The organism is Streptomyces sp. ME02-8801-2C (assembly GCF_033793965.1).
GTDB lineage: Bacteria > Actinomycetota > Actinomycetes > Streptomycetales > Streptomycetaceae > Streptomyces.
In genome coordinates, this window is sequence record NZ_JARAXP010000008.1 from 22,253 (window position 1) to 48,233 (window position 25,981).

Consider the following 25,981-nt stretch of genomic DNA (forward strand, 5'->3'; position numbering starts at 1 on the left):
TCGGCCACCGCCGCCGACGGAACCCGCCCGCACCGTCCGGTGCACCGCCGCCAGGAGCCGCATCCCCGGGTGCGGCCCCGCAGACCGGAGAACCCGATGGACACAACCACCAAGAACCCAGACACCACCCCACCCGCAGCCCCCCAGCCCCCCTCGGCTGAGGAGAAGCGCGCCGCCCGCGGCGCCACCCGTCTCGGTGACCGGATATTCCTCGGTCTCTCCCGAGGCTCGGGCATCCTGCTGCTGGCGATCATGGCCGCGATCGCGATCTTCCTGACCTATCGCGCGGTCCTCGCCATCAGCAAGGACGAGGGCAACTTCCTCACCACCTTCGAGTGGAACGCCAACCTCAACCCGCCGGTGTTCGGCATAGCCGTCCTGGCCTTCGGCACGGTGGTCTCCTCGATCATCGCCATGGCCATCGCCGTCCCGGTCGCCGTCGCCATCGCGCTGTTCCTCACGCACTACGCCCCGCGCAGGCTGAGCGGTCCCATCGCCTACGTGGTCGACCTGCTCGCCGCCGTACCGTCCATCGTGTACGGCCTGTGGGGCGCCCTGGTCCTCGTACCGCACATGAACGGCCTCTTCGGCTGGCTCAACGACTACCTCGGCTGGACCGGCATCTTCTCCTGGGAAGAGGGCGCGCCCCGCTCGATGCTGACCGTGGGCGTCCTGCTCGCGATCATGATCCTCCCCGTCATCACGAACGTCAGCCGTGAGGTCTTCCGGCAGACCCCCCGGATGAACGAGGAGGCCGCGCTGGCCCTCGGCGCCACCCGCTGGGAGGTCATCCGCATGGCGGTGCTGCCCTTCGGCCGCTCCGGGGTGATCTCCGCGTCGATGCTCGGCCTCGGCCGCGCGCTCGGCGAGACGATGGCCGTCGCCACCGTCCTGTCCCCGAGCTTCCTCATCCAGACCAGCCTGCTCGACCCGGGCGGCGGCACCTTCGCGCAGAACATCGCCGCCAAGTTCGGCGAGGCCTCGGAGTACGGCCGTGACGCCCTCATCGCCTCCGGTCTGGTCCTGTTCGTCATCACTCTGGTGGTCAACGGCGCCGCCCGCGCGATCATCGCCCGCCGCGCCGAGTACTCGGGGGCCAACGCATGAGCACCGTCGTAGCCGAGAAGCGCCCCGGCTCCCTGCAGGGCGCCAGGCTCCCCAAGTGGTTCCCGTGGGCGCTGGCCGGCGCCTCCGTCGCGCTCGGTATCGGCATCAGCTTCGCCGCCGGCCTGGAGAGCAGCGTCCAGTGGGGCCTGATCGCCGCGATCATCTTCGTCGTCGGTACGTACGTCATCGCCACGCGTGTCGAGGGCAAGCGGCAGGCCAAGGACCGCATCGCGACCTCGCTGGTCTGGGTCGCCTTCCTGCTCGCCCTCGTACCGCTGGTCTCCCTGCTGTGGACGACCGTCTCGCGCGGTGTGAAGGTCCTCGACGTCTTCTTCCTGACCCACTCCATGGGCGTCGTCGCCGACAGCGAGCCCGGCGGTGGCATCTACCACGCCATCATCGGCAGCCTCGAGCAGGTCGGGCTGGCCACCGCGATCGGCGCGCCGATCGGCGTACTCACCGCGATCTACCTGGTGGAGTACGGGCGCGGCGCGCTGGCCAAGGCGGTCACGTTCTTCGTGGACGTCATGACGGGCATCCCGTCGATCGTCGCGGGTCTGTTCATCCTGAGCCTCATGCTGCAGTTCGAGATGCAGCCGTTCGGCTTCGCCGGCTCGCTGGCCCTGGCCATCCTGATGATGCCGGTGGTCGTCCGTTCGACGGAGGAGATGCTGAAGCTCGTACCGAACGAGCTGCGCGAGGCGTCCCTCGCGCTCGGCATCCCGAAGTGGCGCACCATCCTGAAGGTGGTCCTGCCGACCGCCATCGGCGGCATCACCACCGGCGTCATGCTGGCCGTCGCCCGTATCGCGGGCGAGACGGCACCGGTGCTGCTGCTGGTCTTCGGCAACCCCTTCATCAACAACAACCCCTTCGAGGGTGCGCAGGCCTCGCTGCCGCTGTACATCTATCAGCAGTACGCGAACAGTGGTGGTGCGGAGGCGGCGTACGACCGTGCCTGGGCGGCGTCGCTCACGCTGATCGCCTTTGTGATGATCCTCAACCTCGGAGCTCGCGGTATCGCCCGCTGGAAGGCCCCGAAGACAGGTCGCTGACGCGGCCATCGACAGCGACCTCTGGTCGGCCCCCGTGGTCGGCCGCCCCCTCGAAAGAAGCAGTGATACCCATGGCCAAGCGAATCGACGTAAGCGGCCTCAGCGCCTACTACGGCTCCTTCCGCGCGATCGAGGACATCTCGATGACGGTCGAGCCGCGCTCGGTGACGGCCTTCATCGGCCCCTCCGGCTGCGGCAAGTCGACCTTCCTGCGCACCCTGAACCGCATGCACGAGGTCACGCCCGGCGGGCGCGTCGACGGCAAGGTCATGCTCGACGACGAGAACCTGTACGGCGCCGGGGTCGACCCGGTGGCGGTACGGCGTGAGGTCGGCATGGTCTTCCAGCGGCCGAACCCCTTTCCGACGATGTCGGTCTACGACAACGTGGCGGCGGGGCTGCGGCTGAACGGCTCGTACAAGAAGTCCGAGCTGAACGACATCGTGGAGAAGTCGCTCAAGGGCGCGAACCTCTGGAACGAGGTCAAGGACCGGCTGAACAAGCCCGGTTCGGGGCTTTCGGGTGGGCAGCAGCAGCGGTTGTGCATCGCGCGGGCGATTGCCGTGGAGCCGAAGGTGCTGTTGATGGACGAGCCGTGCTCGGCCCTCGACCCGATCTCGACGCTCGCGATCGAGGACCTGATCGGTGAGCTGAAGGAACGGTTCACGATTGTCATCGTGACGCACAACATGCAGCAGGCGGCGCGGGTTTCGGACCGTACGGCGTTCTTCAACCTTGCGGCGGTCGGGCAGCCGGGGAAGTTGATCGAGATCGACGAGACGGAGCGGATCTTCTCGAATCCGTCCGTGCAGGCTACCGAGGACTACATCTCGGGGCGGTTCGGCTGAGCCGAGGGGCTCTGTACGTTCCTCGTATACCCCTCGCGGTGCTGCATGGCGGTGCCACCGTGAGGTCGAATAGGGCCCGCCCCCGGAGCTTCCTTCCGGGGGCGGGCCCCGTTTTGCTCGCCCCCGCCGCCCCTACCCGTCCCATCCTGTCCCTGGGGGCTCTGCCCCCAGACCCCCCTACGGCCCTGAACGGGCCTTGTCCTCAAACGCCGGACGGGCTGAGACAACTGGGCCTGGGCTGGGCAGATGCCGTAAACGGGTGGGTGGGTGGGAAAGGTAGTTACAGGAACGCCAGCCACACGATCCCGTAGCCGGCGGCAGCCACCAGTGCCGCTGCCGGCATGGTGATGAACCAGCCCAGGACGATGTTCTTGGCGATCCCCCACCGCACCGCCTTCACCCTCTTCGTCGCGCCCACGCCCATGATCGCGGACGTGATGACGTGGGTCGTGGAGACCGGGGCCTTGAAGAGGTACGCCGTCGTGAACATGATCGACGCGCCCGTGGTCTCCGCGGCGAAGCCCTGGGGTGGGTCGAGTTCGATGATCTTGCGGCCCAGGGTGCGCATGATGCGCCAGCCGCCCGCGTACGTGCCGAGCGACAGCATCACCGCGCAGGCGATCTTGACCCAGACCGGGATCGGGTCGCCGTAGTCCTCGACGTCCGCGATGACCAGGGCCATCACCACGATGCCCATCGTCTTCTGGGCGTCCTGGAGGCCGTGCCCCAGGGCCATGCCCGCCGCCGACACCGTCTGGGCTATACGGAAACCGCGCTTCGCCTTGTGGGGGTTGGCGCGTCGGAAGATCCACAGGATCGCCGTCATCACCAGGTAGCCGGCCAGGAGGCCCACCAGCGGGGAGACGAACATCGGGATGACGACCTTCTCCAGGACGCCGTCCCAGTAGACCTTCGTGCCGCCCGCCAGTGCCGCCCCCACCATGCCGCCGAACAGCGCGTGCGAGGAGGACGAGGGGAGGCCGAAGTACCAGGTGATCAGGTTCCAGGTGATCGCGCCGACCAGCGCGGCGAACAGGATCGCCATGCCCGAGGAGCCCACCGGCGTCTCGATCAGGCCCTCGCTGACCGTCTTCGCGACGCCGCTGCCCAGGAACGCGCCCGCCAGGTTCATCACCGCGGCCATCGCCAGTGCCGCGCGGGGCGTCAGGGCACGGGTGGACACGGATGTGGCGATCGCGTTCGCCGAGTCGTGGAAGCCGTTCGTGTACGTGAATCCGAGCGCGACGCCGATGGTCACGATCAGTGCGAAGGTGTCCATGAAGGGGTCAGGACTCCTTGACGGCGATGGTCTCCACCGTGTTCGCCACGTGCTCGAAGGCGTCGGCCGCCTCCTCCAGCACGTCCACGATCTGCTTGAGCTTCAGCACCTCGATCGCGTCGTACTTGCCGTTGAACAGGTGGGCGAGGAGCTTGCGGTGGATCTGGTCCGCCTGGTTCTCCAGCCGGTTCACCTCGATCCAGTACTCCGTGAGGTTCTCCATCGTGCGGAGGTTCGGCATCGCCTCCGCCGTCAGTTCCGCCGCCCGCGCCAGGACCTCGATCTGCTGGTCGACGCCCTTGGGCAGCTCCTCCACGTTGTAGAGGACCACCAGGTCGACGGCCTCCTCCATGAAGTCCATGATGTCGTCGAGCAGCGAGGCGAGGTTGTAGATGTCCTCGCGGTCGAACGGCGTGATGAACGAGGAGTTCAGCTGGTGGAAGATCGCGTGGGTGGCGTCGTCGCCGGCGTGTTCCGCGGCCCGCATACGCTCTGCGATCTCGGCCCGGCCGGAGGCGTCCGCCCCGAGCAGTTCCATGAGGAGCCGCGAGCCCGTGACGATGTTGTCCGCGGATGCGGCGAACATGTCGTAGAAGCTCGTCTCCCTGGGGGTCAGACGAAATCGCACGTGAGGTCCTCGGAGTCCTTCGAAATCGGTCAGGCTGATGCTAGGCGCAACATCCGGCCACGGCTATCGGGTCGGCCCCCAGTGTCGCCCATCGGACAGAGTGGACTGCACAGTGGTCTATACCCGGCCCTATACCCAGGAAAGTTGGTTACCATATACCCGGCAGGGGTATAAGGGTGCTTTTGTGTCCGATGCTTGTCCCAACGGGAGGATGCGATGACGACCACCGAGGCCGGCGCGGAGACGCCCGACGTCGTGACCGATCACGATCGGGGTGTGCACGGGTACCACAAGCAGAAGGACGAGCATCTGAAGCGGCTGCGCCGGATCGAGGGCCAGATCCGGGGGCTCCAGCGGATGGTCGACGAGGACGTCTACTGCATCGACATACTCACGCAGGTCTCCGCCTCCACCAAGGCCCTGCAGTCCTTCGCACTCCAGCTCCTCGAGGAGCACCTGCGGCACTGCGTCGCTGACGCGGCCCTCAAGGGCGGTACCGAGATCGACGCGAAGGTGGAGGAGGCGACCAAGGCGATCGGTCGGCTGCTGCGCACCTGAGGCTGCCGACAGACCTGTGGCTTCCCGGCCGACCCCGTCGCGTACGGCGGTTTTCAGCCAGCCGACGGGACCTTGCGTCCCTCGCGTTCCTCCGCCACCCTCAGCACCGCGTCGATGCTCTCCAGGCTGAGCCGCTCCTCGCCGGCCGCCGAGGCCGCGATGATCAGGTCTCCGCACAGTTCGATCTCGGCGAGGGCCACGTGGTCCTGAACTGCCGTACCGCCGACCTGAGCCACGTGCGTCACCTCTTCTCTGCCGTAACCGCTTCCTAGAGTAGGTAGCGCTCTACGCACCGCGCATGGCACGGACGGGCTAGTCCTTGCGCTGTGGCGGACGCCGGGGCGGGCCGCCGGGTTGCTCGCCCCTCACTGTTCGGCTCACTGTTCGGCGATCCGGCCCGCGTAGATGTCCGATGGCCGTGGCAGCCGTACGCGCACGGGGGCCCCGAAGTCGAACAGCAGCGTCGTCGAGGCGACCGCGACCGTGCTCCGCTGCCCGCCGAGCCCGTTGACGAAGCTGAACCGGTGCAGGAGCTTGCGGATACGGCCCTCGTCGTCGAGGTAGACGTCGAAGGGGACCCTGGCCGTGGCGAACCCTTTCGCCGCCGCTCCCAACGGCCCCCTGTTGCCCGGCGAGGCTTTCTTCGCGGCCTCGGCGAGGTCGGCGGTGCCCCGGTAGTGCCGTACCTCGGTGTCGGCGACCCGGGTCCGGCCGACGTACGTCGCCTCGCGCGTCCCGCGCAGTACCTCGGCGGCGGCGAACGGGTCCGTGGCGCCGCCCGTCACCAGGTTGCCGTCGGACACGGTCGCCGTGTCCACCCGTACCCACTTGTCGGCGGGGACGCCCGCGCCCCGGTTCTTCATGAACAGGGCGCCCGGGGCGAGCAGTTCGGTGATCGGGCGGTGCGGGCTGGCGCCCGCCGGGTCCTGGGGGAGCAGCACCCTGAGCCGGCCGAGCTGCTTCGTGTAGTCGTAGACACCCTCGCCCCGGATGGTGACCCGGGTGCCGCCGGTGGCCATCTCCATGGAGGTGGTGGTCCTCGAGGTGCCCGACTCGACCAGGACCGTGGCCGCGCGGTGCAGGACGCGCACCGCGTCGCCCGCCGGGCGCGCGTCCTCGGTGGTGCCATCTGCACCGCCGGCCGTGCAGCCGGTGGCGCAGATGGCACAGATGGTGCAGATGGCGCTGATCAGGAAACCCGTTGGCGTGGGGGAAATGCCGACCGCCCCGCCCGCTCGCCAGTTGCGCCGTCTGTCCATCGCCGCCCACCCCCAAGCCGGGCCGTCGGTCCACGGCCGTCGTCGTCATTCCGGTTAACGAGGGGTGGGGGAGGTTGTCACGCGGATACCAGTGCTTTACCCGGGGGTGGGTACGGTTGAGGGTGTGGCGCAGCAGGACCGAAGCGAACAGTCCGAGTTTCCCGAAGAGCACTCCGTTTCCATGGTGGAGCACGGGCCGTTCTGCTTCGCCAGATGCGTCTGCGGGTGGCGCGGGCCGGCCCGTCGGGCCCGCAGCCTGGCCCGGACGGACGGCAAGGGGCATGTGGACGGCGGGCTCTAGCAACTGTCGTCCCCAACTACTCCGTCGACAGGGCCAGTAGTTCGTCGACGAGGTCCTTGTCGCGGGCCTGGGTCAGCTGGTCGCGGGCCGTTTCCGGGGGCAGCCACAGGATGCGGTCGACCTCGTCGTTCGGGGCGAAGACGCCGGACGTCGCCTCCGCCGCCCAGTAACTCACCTGTTTGGGGCGGCCGTTGGCCTCGTAGTGGGACGCGGTGAGGGGGGTGCCGGGGGTGGCCTCGTAGCCCGTCTCCTCCTCGACCTCGCGCAGCGCGGCGGCGAGTGTCTCCTCGTCGCGCTTCAGACGACCCTTCGGGTGCGACCAGTCGTCGTACTTCGGCCGGTGGACGAGGCAGATCTCCAGGCCGCCGTCCACCGGCGAGCGGCGCCACAGGACGCAGCCCGCGGCCAGTACCGGGCGTTCGTCGGGGCGGGTCCCGGGGCCGGTGTCGGGGTGTTCCTCCGCTGATGTCACCTCGTGCTCATCGCCTTCTTCTCCCAGGACTGCTGGAACGCGAACCGTGCCGCCTCCACCTCGTGGCGCTGGTCGGCGTGGAGCACGCCGAGCGCGTACGCCGTCGCCGGGGCGATGCGCGGGGTGCGGGCCGCCGCTGCCGCCGCCGCGGCGGCCTCGGAGGCGTCCCGGTGCCGGTTGAGCGCCGCGCCGGCCGACAACATCCGTACGTCGACCCGGGCTTCGTCGCCCTCCAGGACCTCGAGGGCGTAGCGGCGCAGGCGCAGGAGGAGGCGTACGTGGTGCCAGGGGGCGTCCTGGGAGTGGGGGGCCGGGTCGGCGGAGAGGCCGTGGATGAGGGCCTCGGCGTTGTAGGGGTGGCCGGCGGTGAGGAGGGGGAGGGCGGTCACGGCGTCGCAGAGGCGGTCGTGGGCCGCGAGGGCGAGGGGGCGGAGGTCGGTGGGGGTGGTGGGGGAGGCGGCGGCGGGGGTGAGGGGGACTTCGCTGGCCAGGACCGCGACGTTGTCGGCGACGGCGTGGAAGCGGGAGGAGCCGAGGGCCTGGAGGGCGGCGGAGTGGGCTCGGGTGCGGGCGAGGGTGAGCTGGCGTTCGAGCAGGGCGCCTGCCTTCGCGGCGCCCAGGGTCAGGTTGGCGCGATCCGGGGGTGCGGCCGGGTGGGTCCGGGGGCCGCCGGTGGCGGGTTCCGCTGTGCCCACCCGTTCCGCCCCAGCGGAACGACTGCCCACAGCGGGGGCCGGGGAGGTGGTCGGCTGGGTCGGGAAAGGAGCGGTTCCCGACAGGCGTTGCAGGGCCAGTAGGAGGCGGTCCAGGCGGGCCGCGTAGGCGTGTTCGCGGGCCAAGGTGCCTGAGAGCCAGGCCAGTTCGGGGTGCATCGCCTCCGCCCAGGTGGGGTCCAGGAGGGGGCGGAAGGTGTGGAGGGTGCCCGTGATGCGGCGGGCCGCGTGGCGCAGGGCGCGCGCCGCGTCCACGGGTTCCTCGCCCGGGGCGGCGGAGCCCGGGCCGGTCTCCCTGTGCAGGCGCAGGGCGCGGAGGAACTCCGTCGCCTGCGCGCGCAGGTAGTCCGCCAGGGCGTCCGCCGTCACGGGGCCGGCCGTCGTGGGGTCGGTCGGGTCAAGGTGTTGCTGGGCCACGCCTGCGCCTCCGGGCGTCAATGAGCATCTCCTGGACGTTCCGCAGTGGTTGGCCCTCGGCGTCCGTCGCGTGCCGGGTCCACTCGCCGTCCGGGCCCAGGTGCCAGGACTGCGTGGTGTCGGACATACCGGCTTCCAGCATCCGGCTGAGCGCGGCCCGGTGGGCCGGGTCCGTCACCCTGACGAGTGCCTCGATGCGGCGGTCGAGGTTGCGGTGCATCATGTCGGCGCTGCCGAACCACACTTCGGGCTCGCCGCCGTTGCCGAAGGAGAAGACCCGGGAGTGTTCGAGGAAGCGGCCGAGGACCGACCGGACCCGGATGTTCTCGGACAGGCCCGGGACTCCCGGCCGTACGGCGCAGATGCCGCGCACCCAGACGTCGCACGGGACGCCTGCCTGGGAGGCGCGGTACAGCGAGTCGATGAGCGCCTCGTCCACCATCGAGTTGACCTTGATGCGGACGTAGGCGGGGCGTCCGGCACGGTGGTGCTGGACCTCCTTGTTGACCCGCGAGATCAGGCCGTCCCGGAGGGACTTGGGGGCCACCAGGAGGCGGCGGTAGGTCTCGCGGCGGGAGTAGCCGGACAGGCGGTTGAACAGGTCCGAGAGGTCCGCGCCGACCTGCTGGTCCGCCGTCAGCAGGCCCAGGTCCTCGTACAGGCGGGCCGTCTTGGGGTGGTAGTTGCCGGTGCCGACGTGGGAGTAGCGGCGCAGCGTGTCACCCTCCTGGCGGACCACCAGGGACAGCTTGCAGTGGGTCTTCAGACCGACGAGGCCGTAGACGACGTGGCAGCCGGCCTCCTCCAGCTTGCGCGCCCACTTGATGTTGGCCTGCTCGTCGAAGCGGGCCTTGATCTCGACGAGGACGAGGACCTGCTTGCCTGCCTCGGCGGCCTCGATGAGGGCGTCCACGATCGGCGAGTCGCCGGACGTCCGGTACAGGGTCTGCTTGATGGCGAGGACGTCGTCGTCGATCGCCGCCTGCTCCAGGAAGGCCTGGACGGAGGTGGAGAAGCTGTCGTACGGGTGGTGCAGGAGGACGTCCCGTTCGCGCAGGGCGGCGAAGATGTCCGGCGCGGACGACGACTCGACCTCGGCCAGGTCGCGGTGGGTGCCGGCGATGAACTTGGGGAACTTCAGCTCGGGCCGGTCGAGGGAGGAGATGCCGAACAGGCCGGTGAGGTCGAGCGGACCCGGCAGCGGGTACACCTCGGCCTCGGTGATCTTCAGCTCCCGTACCAGCAGGTCGAGGACGTACCGGTCGATGGACTCCTCGACCTCCAGGCGCACCGGCGGCCCGAAGCGGCGCCGCATGAGTTCCTTCTCCAGGGCCTGGAGGAGGTTCTCGGCGTCGTCCTCCTCGACCTCGAGGTCCTCGTTGCGGGTGAGGCGGAAGGCGTGGTGCTCCAGGACCTCCATGCCGGGGAACAGCTCTTCGAGGTGCGCGGCGATGACGTCCTCGATGGGCACGTACCGGCTCGGGGAGGCCTCCAGGAAGCGGGACAGCAGCGGGGGCACCTTCACGCGCGCGAAGTGGCGGTGGCCGCTGACCGGGTTGCGGACGATCACCGCGAGGTTCAGGGAGAGGCCCGAGATGTACGGGAAGGGGTGCGCGGGGTCGACGGCCAGCGGGGTGAGCACCGGGAAGATCTGGTGGCGGAAGAGGGTGAACAGGCGGGCCTGCTCCTTCTCCGTCAGCTCGCTCCAGCGGACCAGGTGCACGCCCTCCTCGGCGAGCGCCGGGGCGACGTCCTCCTGGTAGCAGGCGGCGTGCCGGGCCATCAGCTCGCGGGAGCGGGCCCAGATCATCTCCAGCACCTCGCGGGGCTGGAGGCCGGACGCGGAACGGGTGGCCACGCCGGTGGCTATCCGGCGCTTCAGGCCGGCCACCCGGACCATGAAGAACTCGTCAAGGTTGCTGGCGAAGATCGCCAGGAAGTTGGCCCGTTCGAGGAGGGGAGTGTTGGGATCCTCGGCCAGTTCGAGCACCCGCTCGTTGAACGCGAGCCAGCTGCGCTCCCGGTCGAGGAAGCGGCCCTGCGGCAGCAGTTCGCCGTCGTAGGGTGCCTCCTCGTACTCGTCGAGGTCGGCGTCGATGTCGGGTTCCAGGTCGGAGACCACGGCCGAGACAGTGTGCGGGCGGTGGGACGTCAGAGAACCGACGGACGGCTGCGCGTGCTGTACCTGCGACTGGGCGTTTGGCTGGCTCATGACCCCATTGTTCCGCGCCCGGGCCGCCACCGGCGCGTCGGAACGCGCGGGCGGGAGCGCGGCGGGGGCGGAGAGGTCCGCTCCGGTCCCGTTAACGCCCTCTGGGGGCGGCGAAGGGCTGGGCACTGCGGGCGTCATTGGGTGAGCCTCGCAAGCCCGGCTGAATCACTGGTTACGGGGACATGACGTGCGGGATATCTGGGGGCGGCTCGCGGGTGCGAGGTGAGGGCGAGCAGGAGGTGCGCGTATACCCCTTCTCCCCTGCGGAAGGGGCATACGCGGGTCGGCGCGCCGTCGGTCAGGCTGTGCGGCGGCGCAGCAGCCAGAAGGCGGCGGCTGTCGTTCCGGCGGCGAGGGCGAGGGCGAGGGCGAGGGCGAGGGCGAGGGCGAGGGCGATGCCGGTCTCCATCCCTTGTTCTTCGTAGGGAATCCCGGCCTTCAGGCCGGGCGGGAATGTGATCCTCGGCCCGGGGGCGCGAAGCGCCGGAGATCTCTGCGTCTTCGGGGTGGCGGTCAGGCTGGGCGTTTCTGGTTCTCGATGTAGTCCTTGACGATGCTCAGTGGTGCGCCGCCGCAGGACGCGGCGAAGTAGGACGGGGACCAGAACACGGATCCCGTCCCGATCCGGTTGATCCGGCCGGTGTACTCCGCGCGGAGGTAGCGGGAGCTGACGCCCTTGAGGCTGTTGACGAGCTTGGACAGGGCGGTCTTCGGCGGGTAGTGGACGAGCAGGTGGACGTGATCGCCTTCGCCGTTGAACTCGCGCAGCTCGGCGTCGAAGCTCTCGCACACGTCCCGCATGATCGCCTCGCAGCGCGTCAGCATGTCGTCGTTGAAGACCTCACGCCGGTATTTGGTGACGAACACCAAGTGTGCGTGGAGGTTGAAAATTACATGGTTTCCGCGCCTGATGTCGGGATCTGGTTCCCAGCGTGGTGACATGCGCCAAGTGTATTAGGATCGAGTTGACTTGACCGGAGGGGGTGGGCTGGATGATCCGTGCGTACAAGTTCCTCCTGCGGCCCACCGTCCGCCAGGAGCAGGCACTCGGCGAGATACTGCGGGATCACTGCTCTCTCTACAACGGGGCGTTGCAGGAACGCCGTGACGCCTGGCGGCACGTCTCGAAGACCACCGTCAAGTACGGGATGCAGTCCGCGCAGCTCAAGGAGATCCGGGCGTTCGACCCGGAGCGTCAGGGCCGCTGGTCGTTCAGTTCACAGCAGGCCACCCTGCGCCGCCTCGACAAGGCGTTCGCCGCGTTCTTCCGCCGGGCCAGGTCCGGCGATGCCCCGGGCTATCCGCGTTTTCGCGGGGTGAACTGGTTCGACACGGTGGACTTCCCCAAGGACGGGGACGGCTGCCGGTTCAACTCCACCCCGCATGCTCCCGTCACCCGGGTCCGTTTCCAGGGCGTCGGCCACGTCAGGGTCAATCAGCACCGCCCGGTGGCCGGCCGGGTGAAGACCGTGTCGGTCAAGCGCGAGGGCCGTAAGTGGTTCGTCGTGCTGAGCGTTGAGCAGGACCGGCCCGAACCGCTGCCCGCGACCGGCAACATGGTCGGCATCGATCTGGGCATCGCGAACTTCCTCGCCGACTCCAACGGCGATTTCGTGCCCAGCCCGCGCCACGGCCGCCGTGCGGCCGCGAAACTTCAGGCGGCGCAGCAGGCCCTGTCCCGCTTCCCGCGCCGCAAGGCGAAGGACCGGACCGCCAACCACCGGCGCGCGGTGGAAAAGGTTGCCCAGCTGCACGGCAAGGTCCGGCGTCAGAGGCTCGACCACGCCCACAAGACCGCGCTGAGTCTGGTCCGCGCACACGACGTCATCGCGCACGAAGACCTCAAGATCCGCAACATGAGCAAGGCCCCCGCACCGAAACCCGACCCCGACCGGCCGGGCATCTTCCTGCCCAACGGGGCCGCCGCCAAGGCCGGGCTCAACAAGTCGATCAACGATGCCGGATGGGGGGTGTTCCTGACGATCCTGCACGCCAAGGCTGAAAGCGCCGGACGGGAAGTCATCGCCGTGGCCCCCGCAACACCTCCCGCACCTGCCCCGCATGCGGGCACACCGCGAAGGAGAACCGGCCCAACCAGGAAAAATTCCACTGCCTCTCGTGCGGCCACACCGCGCATGCCGACACAGTGGGAGCCACCAACGTTCTACGGGCCGGGCTGGTCCGTCGCGACGCCAACCCGGCGTAACGAGAAGCCCCCGGCTTCAACCGGGGGAGGAGTCACGAGCTGGAGGGGCCAGAAGCAAGGGAAGCAAGTGGGAGGCCGGGTGGTAGTCGCGGAAGAAGGCGACGATGTCGTAGTGGGCCAGGCACTGGGCGCCGTCCCCGCAGATCGGGTCGGCGATGTGCTTCCCGGTGGAGGTCAGGGCGCCGTTGTCCATGACCATGCCGATGTAGTCCGGGTAGCCGTTCTTGCTGGTCAGGGTCTTGGCCGGTCACAGATACGGACGCAGCGACATGATCACGAACTGGAGGACCGCGAAGGCGAAGAAGGTGCTGCCGGAGGCGGCCATGGACCGCTGTACGAGCAGTCCCGTCAGGGCGCCCACTGCCAGGCCGAGCAGCGTGTACGCGGGGGCGAGGGTGCCGTTCGCGAAGTAGTTGCCGGTGTCGTGCCACTGCTGGGGGCCCTCCCGTGGAACAGCGCGGCGTGCGCGCCCCACGCCAGGTGGTGCAGGAGGGCGAGGAGAAGGGTGCCCGCGGTGAGCAGCGCGGCCGGTACGGCGAGCTTGGCGGCGAGCCAGCGGGCCGGGGACACGGACTGGGTCCAGGCCAGCTGGGCGGTGCCGTTCTCCAGTTCGCGGCCGATGAGCGAGGTGCCCGCCCACAGGGCGGTGAGCAGCGGTACGACGTTGATGAGGCCGCCGCTGATGGTGTTGGCGGTGTCGTAGCGGGCGTAGGCGGGGCCGTTGATAGGAATCGCCCCGGAGGACTACGACACCCGCCTCGATGTCGACTTCAGCGTGCTGGAGGACGACCAGGCCCCGGCCGCATGACCGTGCAGGGCCCGGGCGGCATCATGAAGGCCATGGACGGGCTGGAGCCGAAGCTGACCGAGGACGACGTGAACGACCTGCTCGACGGCGACGAGCGGGACGCCGGATGGGACGAGGACGAGTTCGGTTGGCCGTCGGTGTACGGGTCGAGTCGGACGCTGTACCCCGAGCTCGGCCGTCCGCTGATCCGTACGAAGGGGGCGCCGCCGTCGTCGGCGCGGGGAAGTAGACGGCGTTGTCCTCGACGATCATGTCCGGCCTGCCCTGGTCGATGATCCTATGAGCTGCGGCTGCAGTACCTGGCCCCGGAGACCAATCGCTCCTGGACCGGCTTGACACGGGTCTCCAGCTGGCGCCGCCTCATCCACTCCTTTCGCTGCTGCACGCAGCTCGTCTATTCCGGCCCGGTCCGTGCCCTTGATGGATCCGGAGAGGCGATGAACAACCACCCAGCGTCCGTCGTGTATCGCTCCAGCGAAGATCCGGGATTTCCGGGTGGCGCCGTTGTGGTAGGTCAACGGCCGCTCCCCGACCCGGCGCCAGGTGAGCGCGGGCTCACCGAGGGTCTTGTCGACGACGAGTCCGGTGAGCAGGCGCGCGGCTGTGCGTGTGCTGGCCCACATACCGCCGGCGGGCAGGATGGCTCCGGTCAGGTCCCATGGCTTCGAGGGGCGGCCGAACCAGCTCGACGCCAGCAGGCGCTGGTCCATGGGTGGTCTGGCGGTCACCGTTACCGCGGGCAGGCCGAGTGGCGCGAGCACGTGATCATTGACCAGTTCCTCGTAGCTCCGGTCGGCGGCCGACGTCAGTGCCGCGCCGAGCACGGCGTACCCGAGGTTCGAGTACTCCTCACGCTCGCCCGGGCGCGTGGTGAGCAGGCTGTCGAGACGACCCACCAACTCGTTGAGCCGAGCCTGCGTGAAGTCCCTGTACGGGTTGAACAGGCCAGTGTCGGGTGGCAACCGCGGAAGGCCGGAAGTGTGGTCGGCCAGGTGCCGGAGAGTAACGCCGGTGCCGGGAGCCGCGCTCAGCCACCGCTCGACCGGGTCGTCGAGGGACACGACGTGGGTCCCAACAAGCACGTCAAGGACGGTTCCGGTCAGGACCTTGGTGAAGGATCCCAGCTCCACGTATGCGTCGGGATCATGCCCGCCGGTCACACGAGGAACGTCGAGGTGACTGCCGAGGACACAGGTGGGGGGATGTCGCACAGGGGGCCTTTCACTCGGCGGAAGCGGCCGCTACCGGTTCACGGTTCTGCGCCGGCGCACCACCGGTCCCGTCTGCCACGGCATTTTCCTTGCTGCGCGCGCCCAGTTCCTTTCCGCGCGCACCCAGCTTTCGTGCTACCCCGAGGGCGCGGGACAGTTCGGGTGAAAGGAATACGAGGTCACAGGCGATCATCGTCAATGCGAATCCGGTGAGCCCCATGAAAAAGCCGATGGAGATGTGGAAACCGATGGAAGCGGCGGCTGCCCATGGGCGCAGCGTCGGTACCAGGACTCCCATGGGGAAGTAGACGAGAAAGATGACCGTTGCATAAGTGCCGATATACACCAGCACATCGTTGTTGTACACGAGTTCCGAGACGCCGGGAAACTCAAATTCAGGAACGCGCATGATGTAGAAGAGCGCGGTTCCGTCCTGCCAGGACTGTCCCTGCACCTTGTACAGACCGCTGACCATGTAGACCAGGCACATCTGCACGGCGATCGCGGTGACGCCCAGATTGTGCAGGGGTACGCCTGCTGCTCGAACAGCCTCGGGTAGGCGCCGCGTCACGCGTTCCCCGAGCGGGGACCGCAGGGAGAAATGGTCGTAGCAGCGTGTGAGCAGCAACATCGGGATGACAAGGTGCATGAGATTGTCGCCGCCATCCATCAGAGCTGACTGCCGCTGATAGAGCGACCACAGGAATATGCCGTGCACCGCCAGGACGGGACGGCCTCCGATGCCCAGAGTGACAGCCAGTGCAGCGATCACTCCGAGGTGATAGACCACCTCGAACATGAGCGACGAAGTGCTCCACGCGTAGATGCTGAAGGTTCCCGAATCCCTCAGTTCGTCGAGGAAGATGTGGTGGGGAAGCAGCGTGTCGTTTCCGGGGCCGAACAGGTAGTGCCGGTCCCGGTACTGGCTGACGTAGAACATGAGGCCGACGAACCCGAGTAACGCTCGGGTTCCTGACACACCCAGGACGGCGACAGGGCGGCTGGCCCATGCGTCGATCTTGTTCAAGAGACTCACTACAGATCAGCGGCTTTCTTCCATGGAAAGTCGTAGGCGTCGACCTTGTCGCGGGCGTCGGGGTTCTTCCTCTGTGACCAAGGAGGGAGGGAGCGTGCGTACATCCGGACCTGCACCGCCTGGAGACCGCGGCCGTCCTCGCAGGCCTGAGCCAGTTGCGTCAGCGCGTACCGTGACAGATAGTTCACCGCTTGATCGCGTGTGCGCTTCTCGTGCGGCATCAGCGGAATGGGGTTCTCTCCCGGCTTCTCGGCCTCCTTCTTTTCCTTCTGTTCGCGGAGGCGCCTCAGGAGGTCGTCGGTCGAGTTGTACTGCTGGATGCCGTTGCTGACCACGCGGGTCATGCGCGAGGGAAAGAACCTGCTGTCCTGGACCCGCTGGATCGATGGGCCCGTCACGTCGTGGTACTTCGTGACCTCGCCGTCACTGCACCGGCCTCTTGCGATGATCCCCTGATCGACCATCACCGGGTCCGGGGCAAAGAGCATCCAGTTCTGCGCGAAGTACGGCTGGAGGTAGTCATTGAGGAACGGTGCCATCTGCACTTTGGCAGGACTCAGCGGCGTCTGGGAGAAGGCCGCTACGGAGAAGTGGGCACCCAGGAGGGCGGCACCGGCAAGCAGTACCGCCCTCTGGACGCGACGATGCGCTGTCACCTATCGAAAGCGGTCGAGTCGGAGACCTCGCCGGAGATGTTCGCCGGCTCGCTGAACAGGCCGCCGAGGCTCAGGTTGTCCGTCAGCGCCCCCGCAGCGTTGGCCAGGGAGCTTCCGGCGGCCCTGGCGTGCACGGTCGCCCGGCCGGCTGCCCGGGTGGCTGCCCGACCCGCAGCGCTCGCAACAGCCTGCGGCGCCTTGTCGGCACCCTTACTGACGGTGGTCGCCTGCTCCGCCACGGGCGCGGCGGGCGTGGCCTGGGCCGAGCCCTGCATGGTCAGTGCAAGGCAGGTACCCGCGACGGCGGCGCCGATGACGGCTCCGGCAGTTCGCTTCTGCATAGTTCCCCATTTCATGTACTGGTCGTCTTCAGCCCTCACGGATGCCCGGTCTCACTGCGCGTTCCTCTGGATGAGGACGCCACGGAGGATCGTTCGGGGCAGTTCCCCCGCGTCCAGGGCTGAAGCCAGCTGCATGGTGCAGCTATATGGAAGCAAACAAAGTCAAACGCAGAAAAGAACGTCATGACCTTTGGTCGCGTTCGCTCCTGTCGAAGACTCTAACCATGGTCACTAAGTCTTCACAACCTGTTTCTTTAAGGTTGCTGAGCGAATACGCTCCATACATCGTAGGTGATCTAGGTGGAAGCCAATAGATCATTGTTCACCCAAGATGGATCAGTATGTTGATTTGTGTTAATTTTCTGCCAGGTATGGGTGATTTGCGGTTAGGGTGACGGCGGTGGCAATTACGGCGGGCCGCCTGCTAGTGGGAGGAGCAGCCGGTGGGGAAGGCGGATGTCGCGATTGTGGGGACGGGCCCGAACGGGCTGGCGGCCGCAGTGGTCATGGCCCGCGCCGGATTGCAGGTGGAACTCTTTGAGGTCCACCACGAGATCGGCGGGGGGCTGCGCAGCGCGGTGTTGTTCGACGATGACGTCACGCACGACGTATGTGCGGCCGTTCATCCCATGGCGGTCGCGTCGCGGTTCTTCCGGGAGTTCGATCTGGCCTCGCGCGGGGTTCGCTTCCGGCAACCCGAGGTCAGCTACGCGCACCCTCTGCCCGACGGCGCGGCAGCCCTGGCCTACCGCGACTTGGAGGCGACCTGTGCACGGCTGGGGGCGGATGGCGAACCCTGGCGGCGCATGATGACCCCCCTGCTGGCCCGGAGTTCCGCCGTGGTCGATCTCGTCCTCTCCCCGCAACGCGCCCTTCCGCGGGACCTGCTTGGGGCGGTCGGGTTCGCCACGCGCGCTCTCACGCACGGCACTCGGCTCGGACGGCGCACTCTGACGACAGAAGGGGGCAGGGCCCTGCTGACCGGCGTCGCAGCCCATGCCGTGGGACGACTGCCGAGCTTGGCCTCAGGCGCCATCGCACTCCTGCTGGGCCACCTCGCCCACGGCAGTGGCTGGCCACTTCCAGAAGGCGGCAGCAGCCGCGTCGCCGAGGTCCTGGCCGCAGACATCGCCGCCCACGGCGGCACATTCCACACCGGACAGAAGATCGATGATCTGAGGCAGCTGCAGGGATCGAAGGTGGTGCTCTTCGACACCGCCCCGAAAGGCCTGCTGCAAGCCGCCGGTGAGCTGCTCCCCACCCGGTACGCTCGCCACCTCTCCCGCTTCCGCCACGGTCCGGGGGCCGCCAAGGTGGACTTCCTCGTCAACGCCCCCATCCCCTGGCGCCATTCTGAGGTCGGTCTGGCGGGCACCGTGCACCTCGGCGGAACGCGGGCACAGATAGAGCAGCGGGAAACTCTCACCGCGGCGGGTGTCGCCGTACCAGATCCCTTCGTCCTGGTGGTCGACCCCGCCGTCGCCGACCCCACACGGGCCCACGACGGAAAGCGGCCGGTGTGGGCCTATGCCCATGTGCCGAACGAGAGCTCCCTCGACCCTGTGGCCATGGTGCAGGCGCACATCGAGCACTACGCGCCCGGCTTCAGTGACACGATCATCGCCAGCCGCGGCATCAGGGCCAGCGACTACGAGTCCTACAACCCCAATTACGTCGGCGGTGACATCAACGGCGGTGCTGTGACGCTGAGGCAAAGCATCCTCCGTCCGGCTCCCCGCGTGGATCCCTATCGCACGCCGCTCCGAGGCGTGTACCTGTGCTCCGCGTCCACACCGCCAGGGCCCGGCGTCCACGGAATGTCCGGTTACCTGGCCGCCCGCTCGGCGCTGAGGCGGGAGTTCGGCATCCGTACGGCGCCGAGCTTGGCCCCTGGCGAGAGCGACGCACTCGTCCAGGGAGGGAAGTGAAGGAAGAGCACACCCTCGTGCGGCTACCGGCGCCGGCATCCCCTGGCGGCCTCAGGGGTTGGCGCGACCACGGACCGGAAGCTTGTTAATGTTCGCGACATGACAGTTGATGAGAGTGAAGAGCCGAGCATGGAGCGCGAGTTAGAGACGCAGCCCCAGCCCTGGTGGGCGGGCCTCGGCGGTCCTGTCGGCGGCTTGGTCCTGATGGTCCTCGGGCTCGGTCTCTTGCTGTGGGCCTTCCTGGGCCGCTCGGGCTCGAACGTCCCTTTGATCTACCAGGCCGCGAAGATCGTAGCGGTCGGCCTTGTGATAACCGGTACCACTCTGGTGGCGCGCCGACGCGTCACCTCGCGGCGTCCCGGCTCGGAGACAGAGTCCGCTTCACGGCCGTGACACGTTCGGGCCCCGGCGGGACGAGGGCGCCACTTTTTCCGTTGTCAACGCCTTCTACCGCAGCGCGCCGAGGCCGTTGCCGGCGCTGCTTCTCACTCGTGGTGCCGGCTTCGTCGCCATAACGGTGTCGTCTGTGGCGCGGCGCTCCGCCGCCTTGCGAGCGGGCACCGCCGAACCCGTACGGGCCGACATCCCCAGCCCCGCAAGATCACCTCCTGGATCACGTGCCCCGGCTGGTGCGTGGCGCGCACGAACGACCCGAGCCCTCCATACGGTCTGTGCGCTGTGTGTCTAGGCCACGAGAGCCAGCCCTGCGACTGAGACAGCTACGGCACGGACGGCGTGATCACGGTCAGCCGCGACGCAGGGCGCTTGCCGAGGGCGAGGGCGAGCGTGACCCGGGTGCGCTGGCCGCCCGAGAGGGTGCGGATCTTGGCGTCGGGGTCGAGGGCGCCGTCCGCGACGATGCCTTCGGCGACGGCCCTGTCCCAGCGCCGGGGGTTGAGTTCCCGGCCCAGGCGGAGGGTGTCCTCGACGGTGAGCTGGGGGTGCAGGGGCTTGTCCTGGGCGACGTACGCCATGCGTTCGCGCGCCGCCGCCGGGCTGGTGCCGAGGACGGTGAGCGTGCCCTCGGTGGGCCTGAGGAGGCCCGCCGCGTGGGCCAGCAGCGTGGACTTGCCGGCGCCGTTGGGCCCGACGACCGCGCAGACGCGCCCGGCCGGCAGCCGGAACGCGCACTCGCGCAGCGCCCAGCCCTTCCGCCGGCCGAACCGCTTGCCCAGCCCGGCCGCCTCCATGGCGGTGTCGCTCATCCCTGGTCCCCCTTGAAATGCGTGTCGAGTACGGATGTGAACAGCGCGGCCACGTCGTCCCGTTCGAGTCCGGCCTCGCGGGCCCGGCCGGCCCAGTCGGCCAGTTCGGCGCCCAGGGGGGAGTCCGCCGGGGCGGCCCCCAGTGACTTGCGGACGAACGTGCCGAGGCCCCGCCGCGCCTCGACCAGGCCCTCGCGCTCGAGCTCGCGGTAGGCCTTCAGGACGGTGTTCGGATTGATGGCGGTGGCCTCCACGACCTCACGGGCCGTGGGCAGCTTGTCGCCGGGTTCCAACAGGCCCAGGCGCAGGGCCTGTTTGGTCTGCTGGACGATCTGCAGATAGGTGGCGACGCCGGTGCGTCTGTCGATGCGGTACTCGACCACTCGTACAACCACCCTTTCACTAATTGAGTAGTGAAAGGGTGGACCAAGAGAGGGGGCGGTGTCAAGATCACCGCCCCCATCCGCGAAGACCGCTGACGCTCTATGACTCCGTGCGGTACATCAGGTCCGTCTCGTGGGTCTCGAAGCCCAGTCGCTCGTACAGGCTCACCGCCGCCGCGTTGTCCGCGTCGACGTACAGCATCGCCGTGGGCAGCCCGCGCTCCGCCAGATGGCGCAGGCCGATCGTGGTGAGCGCCCGGCCGAGGCCGCCGCCCTGGGCGTCCGGGCTCAGGCCGATGACGTACACCTCGCCGAGGCGCTCCGCCGCGTGCGTCTTCGTCCAGTGGAAGCCGATGAGTTCGCCCTCGCGGAAGGCGAGGAAGAAGCCCTCCGGGTCGAACCAGGACTCGGCCTTGCGGTCGTCGAGGTCGCGTTGGGTCAGCGAGCCCTGTTCGGGGTGGTGGGCGAAGGCGGCGGCGTTCACCGCGAGCCAGGCCGCGTCGTCCTCGCCGGGGACGAAGGTCCGTACCGTCACGTCCTCGGGGAGCTTCGGCTCCGGCAGCTCCAGGTCGGCCAACGGCCGCCGCAGCTGGCGCAGTTCGCGGAAGAGGGTGAGGCCGAGGACCTGGGCCAGGTGCCGGGCGGCGGAGTGGCCGCCGTGCGCCCACACGCGCAGCCGCTTGCCGGATGCGGCCAGCAGGGCCGAGCCGAGGGCGCGCCCGTGACCGTGTCCCCGGTGGGCCGGGTGGACGACCAGTTCGGCGGCCGGGGCCTCGACCGGGTCGGTGTCCTCCAGCTGGGCGTAGCCGACGAGTTCACCGCCCGCGCTCAGCAGGAAGTGCGACACGCCCGGGCGGGCGCCCCCGCGCAACTGCAGCCGTCCCTGCTCGGAAACCGCCTGCTGACCGTCGTTCCGGGAGGCTTCCGCGAGCAGTGCGAGAACGGTGTCCGCCTGCTCGGAGGTGAGGGCGGCCAGGGTGTCGATGGAACGAGACAGGCCGGAGGGGACAAGGGGCTCAGTGCCGTCGCTGGTCATGGCTACGAGGGTACGGCCTGCCCGATTCATGGTGAATCTCCCGGGGAGGCAACCGTTCCGTAACCCTCAACCCCTGTCGCGCTACGCGCGTTGACCCTAGGCTGCGCCGGGACGGGCTGAATTCTCACCCTCTTCTTAAGAGTTCACCCTCTTCTTATGTCTTCCTCACCTCGCGAACCTCAGGGGGGCACATGCCAGCCACACCCCAGCCGTACCACCGCCGCAGACGCCGTACGCGCGCGCTGATCGCCGGCGCCGCCGGGCTCGTCACGGTCGGCGCTCTCGCCGCCGCCGCACTTCCGGCCAGCGCCGGCGACAGCTCGGCCAAGCCCGGCGGCCACGGCCACGGCAAGCCGAGCCGCTACCAGGACGTGCAGTTGCTGTCCTTCAACGACCTGCACGGCAACCTGGAACCGCCGTCCGGCTCCTCCGGCCGGGTCACCGAGATCCAGCACGACGGCACGACGAAGACGATCGACGCGGGCGGTGTCGAGTACCTCGCCACGCATCTGCGCGAGGCGCGCGGGGACAACCCGTACTCGATCACGGCGGCCGGCGGCGACATGGTCGGCGCCTCCCCGCTGATCTCGGGCCTCTTCCACGACGAGCCCACCATCGAGGCGCTCAACGGCCTCGACCTGGACGTCACCTCGGTCGGCAACCACGAGTTCGACGAGGGCGCCAGGGAATTGGCCCGCCTGCAGAACGGCGGCTGCCACCCGACCGACGGCTGCTACGTCAAGGGCAAGAAGTTCAAGGGCGCCGACTTCCCCTACCTCGCGGCGAACGTGCTCGACGCGAAGACCAAGAAGCCGATCCTCAAGCCCTACTGGGTGTGGAAGCACAACGGCGTCAAGATCGGCTTCATCGGCGTGACCCTGGAGGACACCCCCGGTGTCGTCTCCGCCGAGGGAGTGAAGGGCCTCAAGTTCAAGGACGAGGTCGAGACGATCAACAAGTACGCCAAGGAACTGGAGAAGCAGGGCGTCAAGTCCGTCGTCGCGCTGATCCATGAGGGCGGTCTGCCGGCCTCCGGCTCGTACAACTACGACTGTGACGCGGCGGGCGCCGGCTCCGGGATCTCCGGTCCGATCGTCGACATCGCGAAGAACATCACCCCGAAGGTCGACGCGCTGGTCACCGGCCACACGCACGCCGCGTACGCCTGCACCATCCCGGACCCCTCGGGCAAGCCGCGCACGGTCACCTCGGCCGCGTCCTTCGGCCGCCTCTACACGGACACCACGCTGACGTACGACCGCTGGACGGGTGACATCGCCCGTACGGCCGTCCGCTCGGCGAACCACGTGGTCACCCGGACCGTCGCCAAGGCCCCGGACATGACCGACCTGATCGCCCGCTGGAACACCCTCGCGGCGCCCATCGGCAACCGCGCCATCGGCTACATCTCCGGCGACATCCCCAGCACCGGCACCGAGTCCCCGATGGGCGACCTCATCGCCGACGCGCAACTGGCGTACGGCAAGAAGCTCGACCCGGAGACCGACCTCGCGCTGATGAACCCGGGCGGTATCCGCGCGGGGCTCACCTTCGCGGCGAAGGGCGCCGAGGGCGACGGTGTCGTCACCTACGCCGAGGGCTTCACGGTCCAGCCGTTCTCCAACACGGTCAACCTCCAGAACTTCACCGGCGCCCAGCTGATCTCCGTACTCCAGGAGCAGGTGAGCGGTGGCAACACGGCCTCGCCGAAGGTGCTTCAGGTGTCCTCGGGGCTCACCTACACGCTCGACATGACGAAGACGGGCGCGGCGCGCGTGGTCGTCGACTCGGTCAAGCTCGGCGGGGCGGCGATCGACCCGGCCGCCACCTACCGCGTCGCGACGAACAGCTTCCTCGCGGGCGGCGGCGACGGCTTCCCGACGCTGGGCCAGGGCACGAACGACCTGGTCGGCACGGACGACCTCGCGGCGCTGGCGGACTACCTGACCGCCAACTCCACGCCCACGACACCGATCGCGCCGCCGGCGGCGAAGCGGATCACGATCGTGCAGTAGTGGTGATCGTGCGGTAGTGGTTGGAGAAGTTCCAGCACAGAGGGCCCAAGGCTTGTCGCCTTGGGCCCTCCGCAATTCTGTTCCGGGTCGGTCAGCCGGCCGTCGGGGTCCAGTCACCCAGCCAGTCGGCGATCTCCTGGTTGGCTGCCTGGGCGTCGGTCAGGATCGGGCGGTCGCCACTCGCGGCGCCCGAGCCCGCGCCCGTGTTCTTGTACTCGGCGAAACGGTCCTCCTTCCAGGAGAAGCCGCTCATGTCGGTCCACGGGGTGGTCCTGATCGCGGCGCTCAGGGTGGTGTTGCGGATCGTGGTCTGCGGGTCGAGGCTCGCGTCGCCGCCCGCGTGCCAGGGACGGCCGAGGTAGAAGCTGCGGTCGGAGACGTCACCGCTCACCGTGGAGTTGGCGATGAGGATGCCCTTGCGGTTCGCGACGGTGCTGGGGGCCGTGACATAGCCGGCCGAGGTGCCGTTCCAGCGCTTCTTCAGGGTGATGACGGACTTGTCGATCACGGCGGTGGCCCGGCCGAAGATGAAGTCGACGTTGCCGATGACGTACGAGTTGGTCATGTAGACCCGGCCCAGCTTGTCCTTGGACGCGGTGTCCACCAGCAGGGTGTCCTGGTCGCCGCTGACGATGACGCCGTCGAGGAACACCTTGTCGGCTGCGGTGCGCAGGGCGACCGCCTGGCCCGCGATGTCCTGGTGGGCGCCCTCGTCGAAGTCGTTGGAGATGGTCAGGTTGCGGGCCTGGAAGTCGTCCGCCTCGACGGCGACCGTGGCGCTGCCGCCGGTGCCGTACGTGCCGGAGCCGTCGGGCTTCGGCGTACCGGAGGCGTTGTTGAAGACGATCGTGGTGTCCTTGCGGCTGCCGCCGCTGCCCTGGATGGTGACGTGCGGCTTGTTGGAGGGGACCTTGACCAGCTCGCGGTACGTGCCCGGCTTGACCGAGATGACCACCCGGGAGGGGTTGTTGGCGGGTACGGCGTTCACCGCGGCCTGCACGGTCCGGTACTGGCCGGAACCGTCGGCGGCGACGGTCAGGGTCGTGGCGGCGGCGGACGTGGTGGTCGCGGTCGCACTGGTCGTACTGGTCGCTTTCGCGACCGAACTACGGGGACCCGCACCGGACTTGAGCAGGGCCGACACGTCGGCCGCCTTGTCGAGCGTGTAGGCGTAGTACGTCTTCGGGTCCCAGGCCGCGCCCGACCCCCCGCTCTCGTTCTTGCCCGTCGTCCCCGAGAAGACGTTGCCGCGCTGGACGAGCGTGGCGGTGGCGTCCCGGACGACGGGGTTGGTCATGCCCTGGAAGTACGAGTTCTCCAGGACCATGTTCGTCTTGCCGCGCGAGTAGTTGCCGTACGAGGACTTGATGGTGGTCCCCGCCTCGTCCTCCAGGTAGTTGTTGTAGAGGTGCGCGTGGGCCACGTTGTCGGTGGAGGGGTTGCGCTGCTCGGTCTCGCGGATCCAGTTGTGGTGGATCGTGATGTCGGCGGTGGTGTTCTCGGTCCAGCCGATCCCGAAGGCCTTGTTCTCCTGGCTCAGCTTGTTCCAGGAGACGGTCAGGTAGGTCGTGTCCTTGCGGCTGTCGATGAGACCGTCGGCCATGTGCCGCAGATCGTTGTGGTCGATCCACACGTGGTGGGCGCCGTCCATCTGGATGGCGTCGAAGTCGTGTTCCTTGTCGTTCCAGACACCCTGGTAGGCGTCCCGGATGGTCAGGTTCCGGATAATGACGTTGTGGACGCCCTGCCCGAGGAAGAACCCGCCGCCGACGATGTGCCCGGCGGTGCCGGACCCGATGATGGTCTTGTCGGAGGCGACCTTGATCTCCTTGCCGACCGGGTTCATGTTGATGGTGGCGGCGACGACGATGATGTACGGCTCGGCGGCGGTCGCGTACTTCTCCAGGTCGGCGAGCGTCTTCACGGTGACGGTCTGGCCGCCCCGGCCGCCGTAAGTCCCGTTCTGACCAAGGGCGTTGACGGACGCGAAGCCGTTGGCGACATCCGTGACACCGGCGAGCGCGGAGGAAGCGGCCCTGGCCGAGGTGGTGGCGGAGGCGGCGGACGCCTGGGGCTGCGCGTCCGCGCCGAACACTCCCAGGACACCTCCGTAGGCCATGGCCCCGGCGGAGGCGAGCGCCAGGGGGACTCCGGCGAACAGGGCGGTTCTGCGCCGACGGTGACGACTACGACTGCGGCTGCGACCAGGGGTGCGGCTGCCGGGCTCGCTGCGGGTTTCGCTCACGGCTGCTTCCGTTCGAGTGAGGGGTTAACTGGAGGGGGAACCACGTCACTTGGCGGTCGCCG

General features: G+C 68.6%; 27 protein-coding genes and 2 pseudogenes. 11 read left to right on the plus strand and 18 right to left on the minus strand.

Going from position 1 to position 25,981, the window contains the following annotated elements; genetic code table 11:
• Nucleotides 1-96: 96 nt before the first annotated feature.
• The 3 genes from pstC (at nucleotide 97) to pstB (ending at nucleotide 3,010) form a co-directional block, all read left to right on the plus strand.
• Nucleotides 97-1,107: a phosphate ABC transporter permease subunit PstC gene (gene pstC, locus PV396_RS25835; RefSeq protein ID WP_319208510.1), complete on the plus strand. Its 1,011-nt coding sequence runs from the start codon at nucleotides 97-99 to the stop codon at nucleotides 1,105-1,107.
• The gene (pstA, locus tag PV396_RS25840; RefSeq protein WP_319208512.1) at nucleotides 1,104-2,162 is read left to right on the plus strand and encodes a phosphate ABC transporter permease PstA; all 1,059 of its coding nucleotides are present in this window, start codon (nucleotides 1,104-1,106) and stop codon (nucleotides 2,160-2,162) included. The genes pstC and pstA overlap by 4 nt, the downstream gene beginning before the upstream one ends.
• Before the next feature lie 71 nt (nucleotides 2,163-2,233).
• The gene (pstB, locus tag PV396_RS25845) at nucleotides 2,234-3,010 is read left to right on the plus strand and encodes a phosphate ABC transporter ATP-binding protein PstB (RefSeq protein WP_319208515.1); all 777 of its coding nucleotides are present in this window, start codon (nucleotides 2,234-2,236) and stop codon (nucleotides 3,008-3,010) included.
• A 280-nt stretch (nucleotides 3,011-3,290) separates the two neighbouring features.
• Here pstB and PV396_RS25850 read toward each other — a convergent pair whose 3' ends face one another.
• Both PV396_RS25850 and PV396_RS25855 read right to left on the minus strand, forming a co-directional pair.
• Nucleotides 3,291-4,289 carry an inorganic phosphate transporter gene (locus tag PV396_RS25850; protein WP_319208517.1) on the minus strand — a complete coding sequence of 333 codons (999 nt, stop codon included), beginning with the start codon at nucleotides 4,287-4,289 and terminating at the stop codon, nucleotides 3,291-3,293.
• Between the two features lie 7 nt (nucleotides 4,290-4,296).
• Complete coding sequence (locus PV396_RS25855) at nucleotides 4,297-4,917, minus strand: DUF47 domain-containing protein (protein WP_053742085.1); 621 nt, start codon at nucleotides 4,915-4,917, stop codon at nucleotides 4,297-4,299.
• Between the two features lie 216 nt (nucleotides 4,918-5,133).
• Here PV396_RS25855 and PV396_RS25860 point away from each other — a divergent pair, with 216 nt between their 5' ends.
• On the plus strand, nucleotides 5,134-5,475 hold the full coding sequence (locus tag PV396_RS25860) for a metal-sensitive transcriptional regulator (RefSeq protein WP_319208520.1): 342 nt from the start codon (nucleotides 5,134-5,136) through the stop codon (nucleotides 5,473-5,475).
• Nucleotides 5,476-5,528: 53 nt separating this feature from the next.
• Here the strand turns inward: PV396_RS25860 and PV396_RS25865 are convergent, their stop codons facing one another.
• Together PV396_RS25865 and PV396_RS25870 are read right to left on the minus strand one after the other, a co-directional pair.
• A complete protein-coding gene (locus PV396_RS25865) occupies nucleotides 5,529-5,720 on the minus strand; it encodes a hypothetical protein (RefSeq protein WP_319208522.1) in 192 nt (63 codons plus the stop codon).
• A 132-nt stretch (nucleotides 5,721-5,852) separates the two neighbouring features.
• Nucleotides 5,853-6,734, minus strand: a complete 882-nt coding sequence (locus PV396_RS25870; RefSeq protein WP_319208524.1) for a hypothetical protein — start codon at nucleotides 6,732-6,734, stop codon at nucleotides 5,853-5,855.
• Between the two features lie 124 nt (nucleotides 6,735-6,858).
• On the opposite strand from PV396_RS25870, the gene PV396_RS25875 reads away from it, so the two are divergent.
• Nucleotides 6,859-7,035, plus strand: coding sequence for a hypothetical protein (locus PV396_RS25875; protein WP_319209361.1), 177 nt, complete (start codon nucleotides 6,859-6,861; stop codon nucleotides 7,033-7,035).
• A 16-nt stretch (nucleotides 7,036-7,051) separates the two neighbouring features.
• Here the strand turns inward: PV396_RS25875 and PV396_RS25880 are convergent, their stop codons facing one another.
• From PV396_RS25880 to tnpA, 4 genes are all read right to left on the minus strand, one after another.
• A complete protein-coding gene (locus tag PV396_RS25880; protein ID WP_319208525.1) occupies nucleotides 7,052-7,507 on the minus strand; it encodes an NUDIX hydrolase in 456 nt (151 codons plus the stop codon).
• Nucleotides 7,504-8,637, minus strand: a complete 1,134-nt coding sequence (locus tag PV396_RS25885; protein ID WP_319208527.1) for a CHAD domain-containing protein — start codon at nucleotides 8,635-8,637, stop codon at nucleotides 7,504-7,506. The genes PV396_RS25880 and PV396_RS25885 overlap by 4 nt, the downstream gene beginning before the upstream one ends.
• Nucleotides 8,618-10,849: an RNA degradosome polyphosphate kinase gene (locus PV396_RS25890; protein ID WP_319208528.1), complete on the minus strand. Its 2,232-nt coding sequence runs from the start codon at nucleotides 10,847-10,849 to the stop codon at nucleotides 8,618-8,620. The genes PV396_RS25885 and PV396_RS25890 overlap by 20 nt, the downstream gene beginning before the upstream one ends.
• 513 nt (nucleotides 10,850-11,362) lie before the next feature.
• On the minus strand, nucleotides 11,363-11,791 hold the full coding sequence (gene tnpA / locus PV396_RS25895; RefSeq protein ID WP_319208529.1) for an IS200/IS605 family transposase: 429 nt from the start codon (nucleotides 11,789-11,791) through the stop codon (nucleotides 11,363-11,365).
• A gap of 50 nt (nucleotides 11,792-11,841) precedes the next feature.
• On the opposite strand from tnpA, the pseudogene PV396_RS25900 reads away from it, so the two are divergent.
• Nucleotides 11,842-13,055: pseudogene (locus PV396_RS25900) on the plus strand (RNA-guided endonuclease InsQ/TnpB family protein).
• 16 nt (nucleotides 13,056-13,071) lie between these two features.
• On the opposite strand, the gene PV396_RS25905 reads toward PV396_RS25900, so the two are convergent.
• A complete protein-coding gene (locus PV396_RS25905) occupies nucleotides 13,072-13,254 on the minus strand; it encodes a hypothetical protein (protein WP_319208530.1) in 183 nt (60 codons plus the stop codon).
• A 48-nt stretch (nucleotides 13,255-13,302) separates the two neighbouring features.
• Nucleotides 13,303-13,530 carry a hypothetical protein gene (locus tag PV396_RS25910; protein ID WP_319208531.1) on the minus strand — a complete coding sequence of 76 codons (228 nt, stop codon included), beginning with the start codon at nucleotides 13,528-13,530 and terminating at the stop codon, nucleotides 13,303-13,305.
• A 39-nt stretch (nucleotides 13,531-13,569) separates the two neighbouring features.
• Here PV396_RS25910 and PV396_RS25915 point away from each other — a divergent pair, with 39 nt between their 5' ends.
• Both PV396_RS25915 and PV396_RS25920 read left to right on the plus strand, forming a co-directional pair.
• Complete coding sequence (locus PV396_RS25915) at nucleotides 13,570-13,758, plus strand: hypothetical protein (protein WP_319208533.1); 189 nt, start codon at nucleotides 13,570-13,572, stop codon at nucleotides 13,756-13,758.
• Between the two features lie 101 nt (nucleotides 13,759-13,859).
• Nucleotides 13,860-14,138, plus strand: a complete 279-nt coding sequence (locus PV396_RS25920; RefSeq protein WP_319208535.1) for a hypothetical protein — start codon at nucleotides 13,860-13,862, stop codon at nucleotides 14,136-14,138.
• On the opposite strand, the gene PV396_RS25925 is transcribed toward PV396_RS25920, so the two are convergent.
• From PV396_RS25925 to PV396_RS25940, 4 genes are all read right to left on the minus strand, one after another.
• Nucleotides 14,112-15,023 carry a serine hydrolase domain-containing protein gene (locus tag PV396_RS25925; protein ID WP_319208536.1) on the minus strand — a complete coding sequence of 304 codons (912 nt, stop codon included), beginning with the start codon at nucleotides 15,021-15,023 and terminating at the stop codon, nucleotides 14,112-14,114. The two genes, PV396_RS25920 and PV396_RS25925, sit on opposite strands and share 27 nt — an antisense overlap.
• Nucleotides 15,024-15,084: 61 nt before the next feature.
• Nucleotides 15,085-16,110 (minus strand): HTTM domain-containing protein, encoded by a 1,026-nt coding sequence (locus PV396_RS25930; protein ID WP_416071472.1) that lies wholly within the window; start codon nucleotides 16,108-16,110, stop codon nucleotides 15,085-15,087.
• Nucleotides 16,110-16,655 carry a DUF5819 family protein gene (locus PV396_RS25935; protein ID WP_319208539.1) on the minus strand — a complete coding sequence of 182 codons (546 nt, stop codon included), beginning with the start codon at nucleotides 16,653-16,655 and terminating at the stop codon, nucleotides 16,110-16,112. Before PV396_RS25935 ends, PV396_RS25930 begins: the two co-directional genes overlap by 1 nt.
• 107 nt (nucleotides 16,656-16,762) lie before the next feature.
• A complete protein-coding gene (locus PV396_RS25940; RefSeq protein ID WP_319208540.1) occupies nucleotides 16,763-17,107 on the minus strand; it encodes a hypothetical protein in 345 nt (114 codons plus the stop codon).
• 443 nt (nucleotides 17,108-17,550) lie between these two features.
• Between PV396_RS25940 and PV396_RS25945 the strand changes: the two genes are divergently transcribed.
• Together PV396_RS25945 and PV396_RS25950 are read left to right on the plus strand one after the other, a co-directional pair.
• On the plus strand, nucleotides 17,551-19,035 hold the full coding sequence (locus PV396_RS25945) for an NAD(P)/FAD-dependent oxidoreductase (protein ID WP_319208541.1): 1,485 nt from the start codon (nucleotides 17,551-17,553) through the stop codon (nucleotides 19,033-19,035).
• 129 nt (nucleotides 19,036-19,164) lie between these two features.
• Nucleotides 19,165-19,428: a hypothetical protein gene (locus PV396_RS25950; RefSeq protein WP_319208543.1), complete on the plus strand. Its 264-nt coding sequence runs from the start codon at nucleotides 19,165-19,167 to the stop codon at nucleotides 19,426-19,428.
• Nucleotides 19,429-19,793: 365 nt separating this feature from the next.
• Here the strand turns inward: PV396_RS25950 and PV396_RS25955 are convergent.
• From PV396_RS25955 to mshD, 3 genes and pseudogenes are all read right to left on the minus strand, one after another.
• Nucleotides 19,794-20,240 (minus strand): annotated as a pseudogene (locus PV396_RS25955) (ATP-binding cassette domain-containing protein); the annotation flags it as partial.
• Complete coding sequence (locus PV396_RS25960; protein ID WP_319208544.1) at nucleotides 20,237-20,623, minus strand: GntR family transcriptional regulator; 387 nt, start codon at nucleotides 20,621-20,623, stop codon at nucleotides 20,237-20,239. The pseudogene PV396_RS25955 and the gene PV396_RS25960, both read right to left, overlap by 4 nt.
• A gap of 100 nt (nucleotides 20,624-20,723) precedes the next feature.
• Nucleotides 20,724-21,659, minus strand: a complete 936-nt coding sequence (gene mshD, locus PV396_RS25965; protein WP_319208546.1) for a mycothiol synthase — start codon at nucleotides 21,657-21,659, stop codon at nucleotides 20,724-20,726.
• 191 nt (nucleotides 21,660-21,850) lie between these two features.
• Here mshD and PV396_RS25970 point away from each other — a divergent pair, with 191 nt between their 5' ends.
• The gene (locus tag PV396_RS25970; RefSeq protein ID WP_319208548.1) at nucleotides 21,851-23,674 is read left to right on the plus strand and encodes a bifunctional metallophosphatase/5'-nucleotidase; all 1,824 of its coding nucleotides are present in this window, start codon (nucleotides 21,851-21,853) and stop codon (nucleotides 23,672-23,674) included.
• 91 nt (nucleotides 23,675-23,765) lie between these two features.
• Here PV396_RS25970 and PV396_RS25975 read toward each other — a convergent pair whose 3' ends face one another.
• Complete coding sequence (locus PV396_RS25975; protein ID WP_319208549.1) at nucleotides 23,766-25,919, minus strand: pectinesterase family protein; 2,154 nt, start codon at nucleotides 25,917-25,919, stop codon at nucleotides 23,766-23,768.
• Nucleotides 25,920-25,981: the final 62 nt, after the last annotated feature.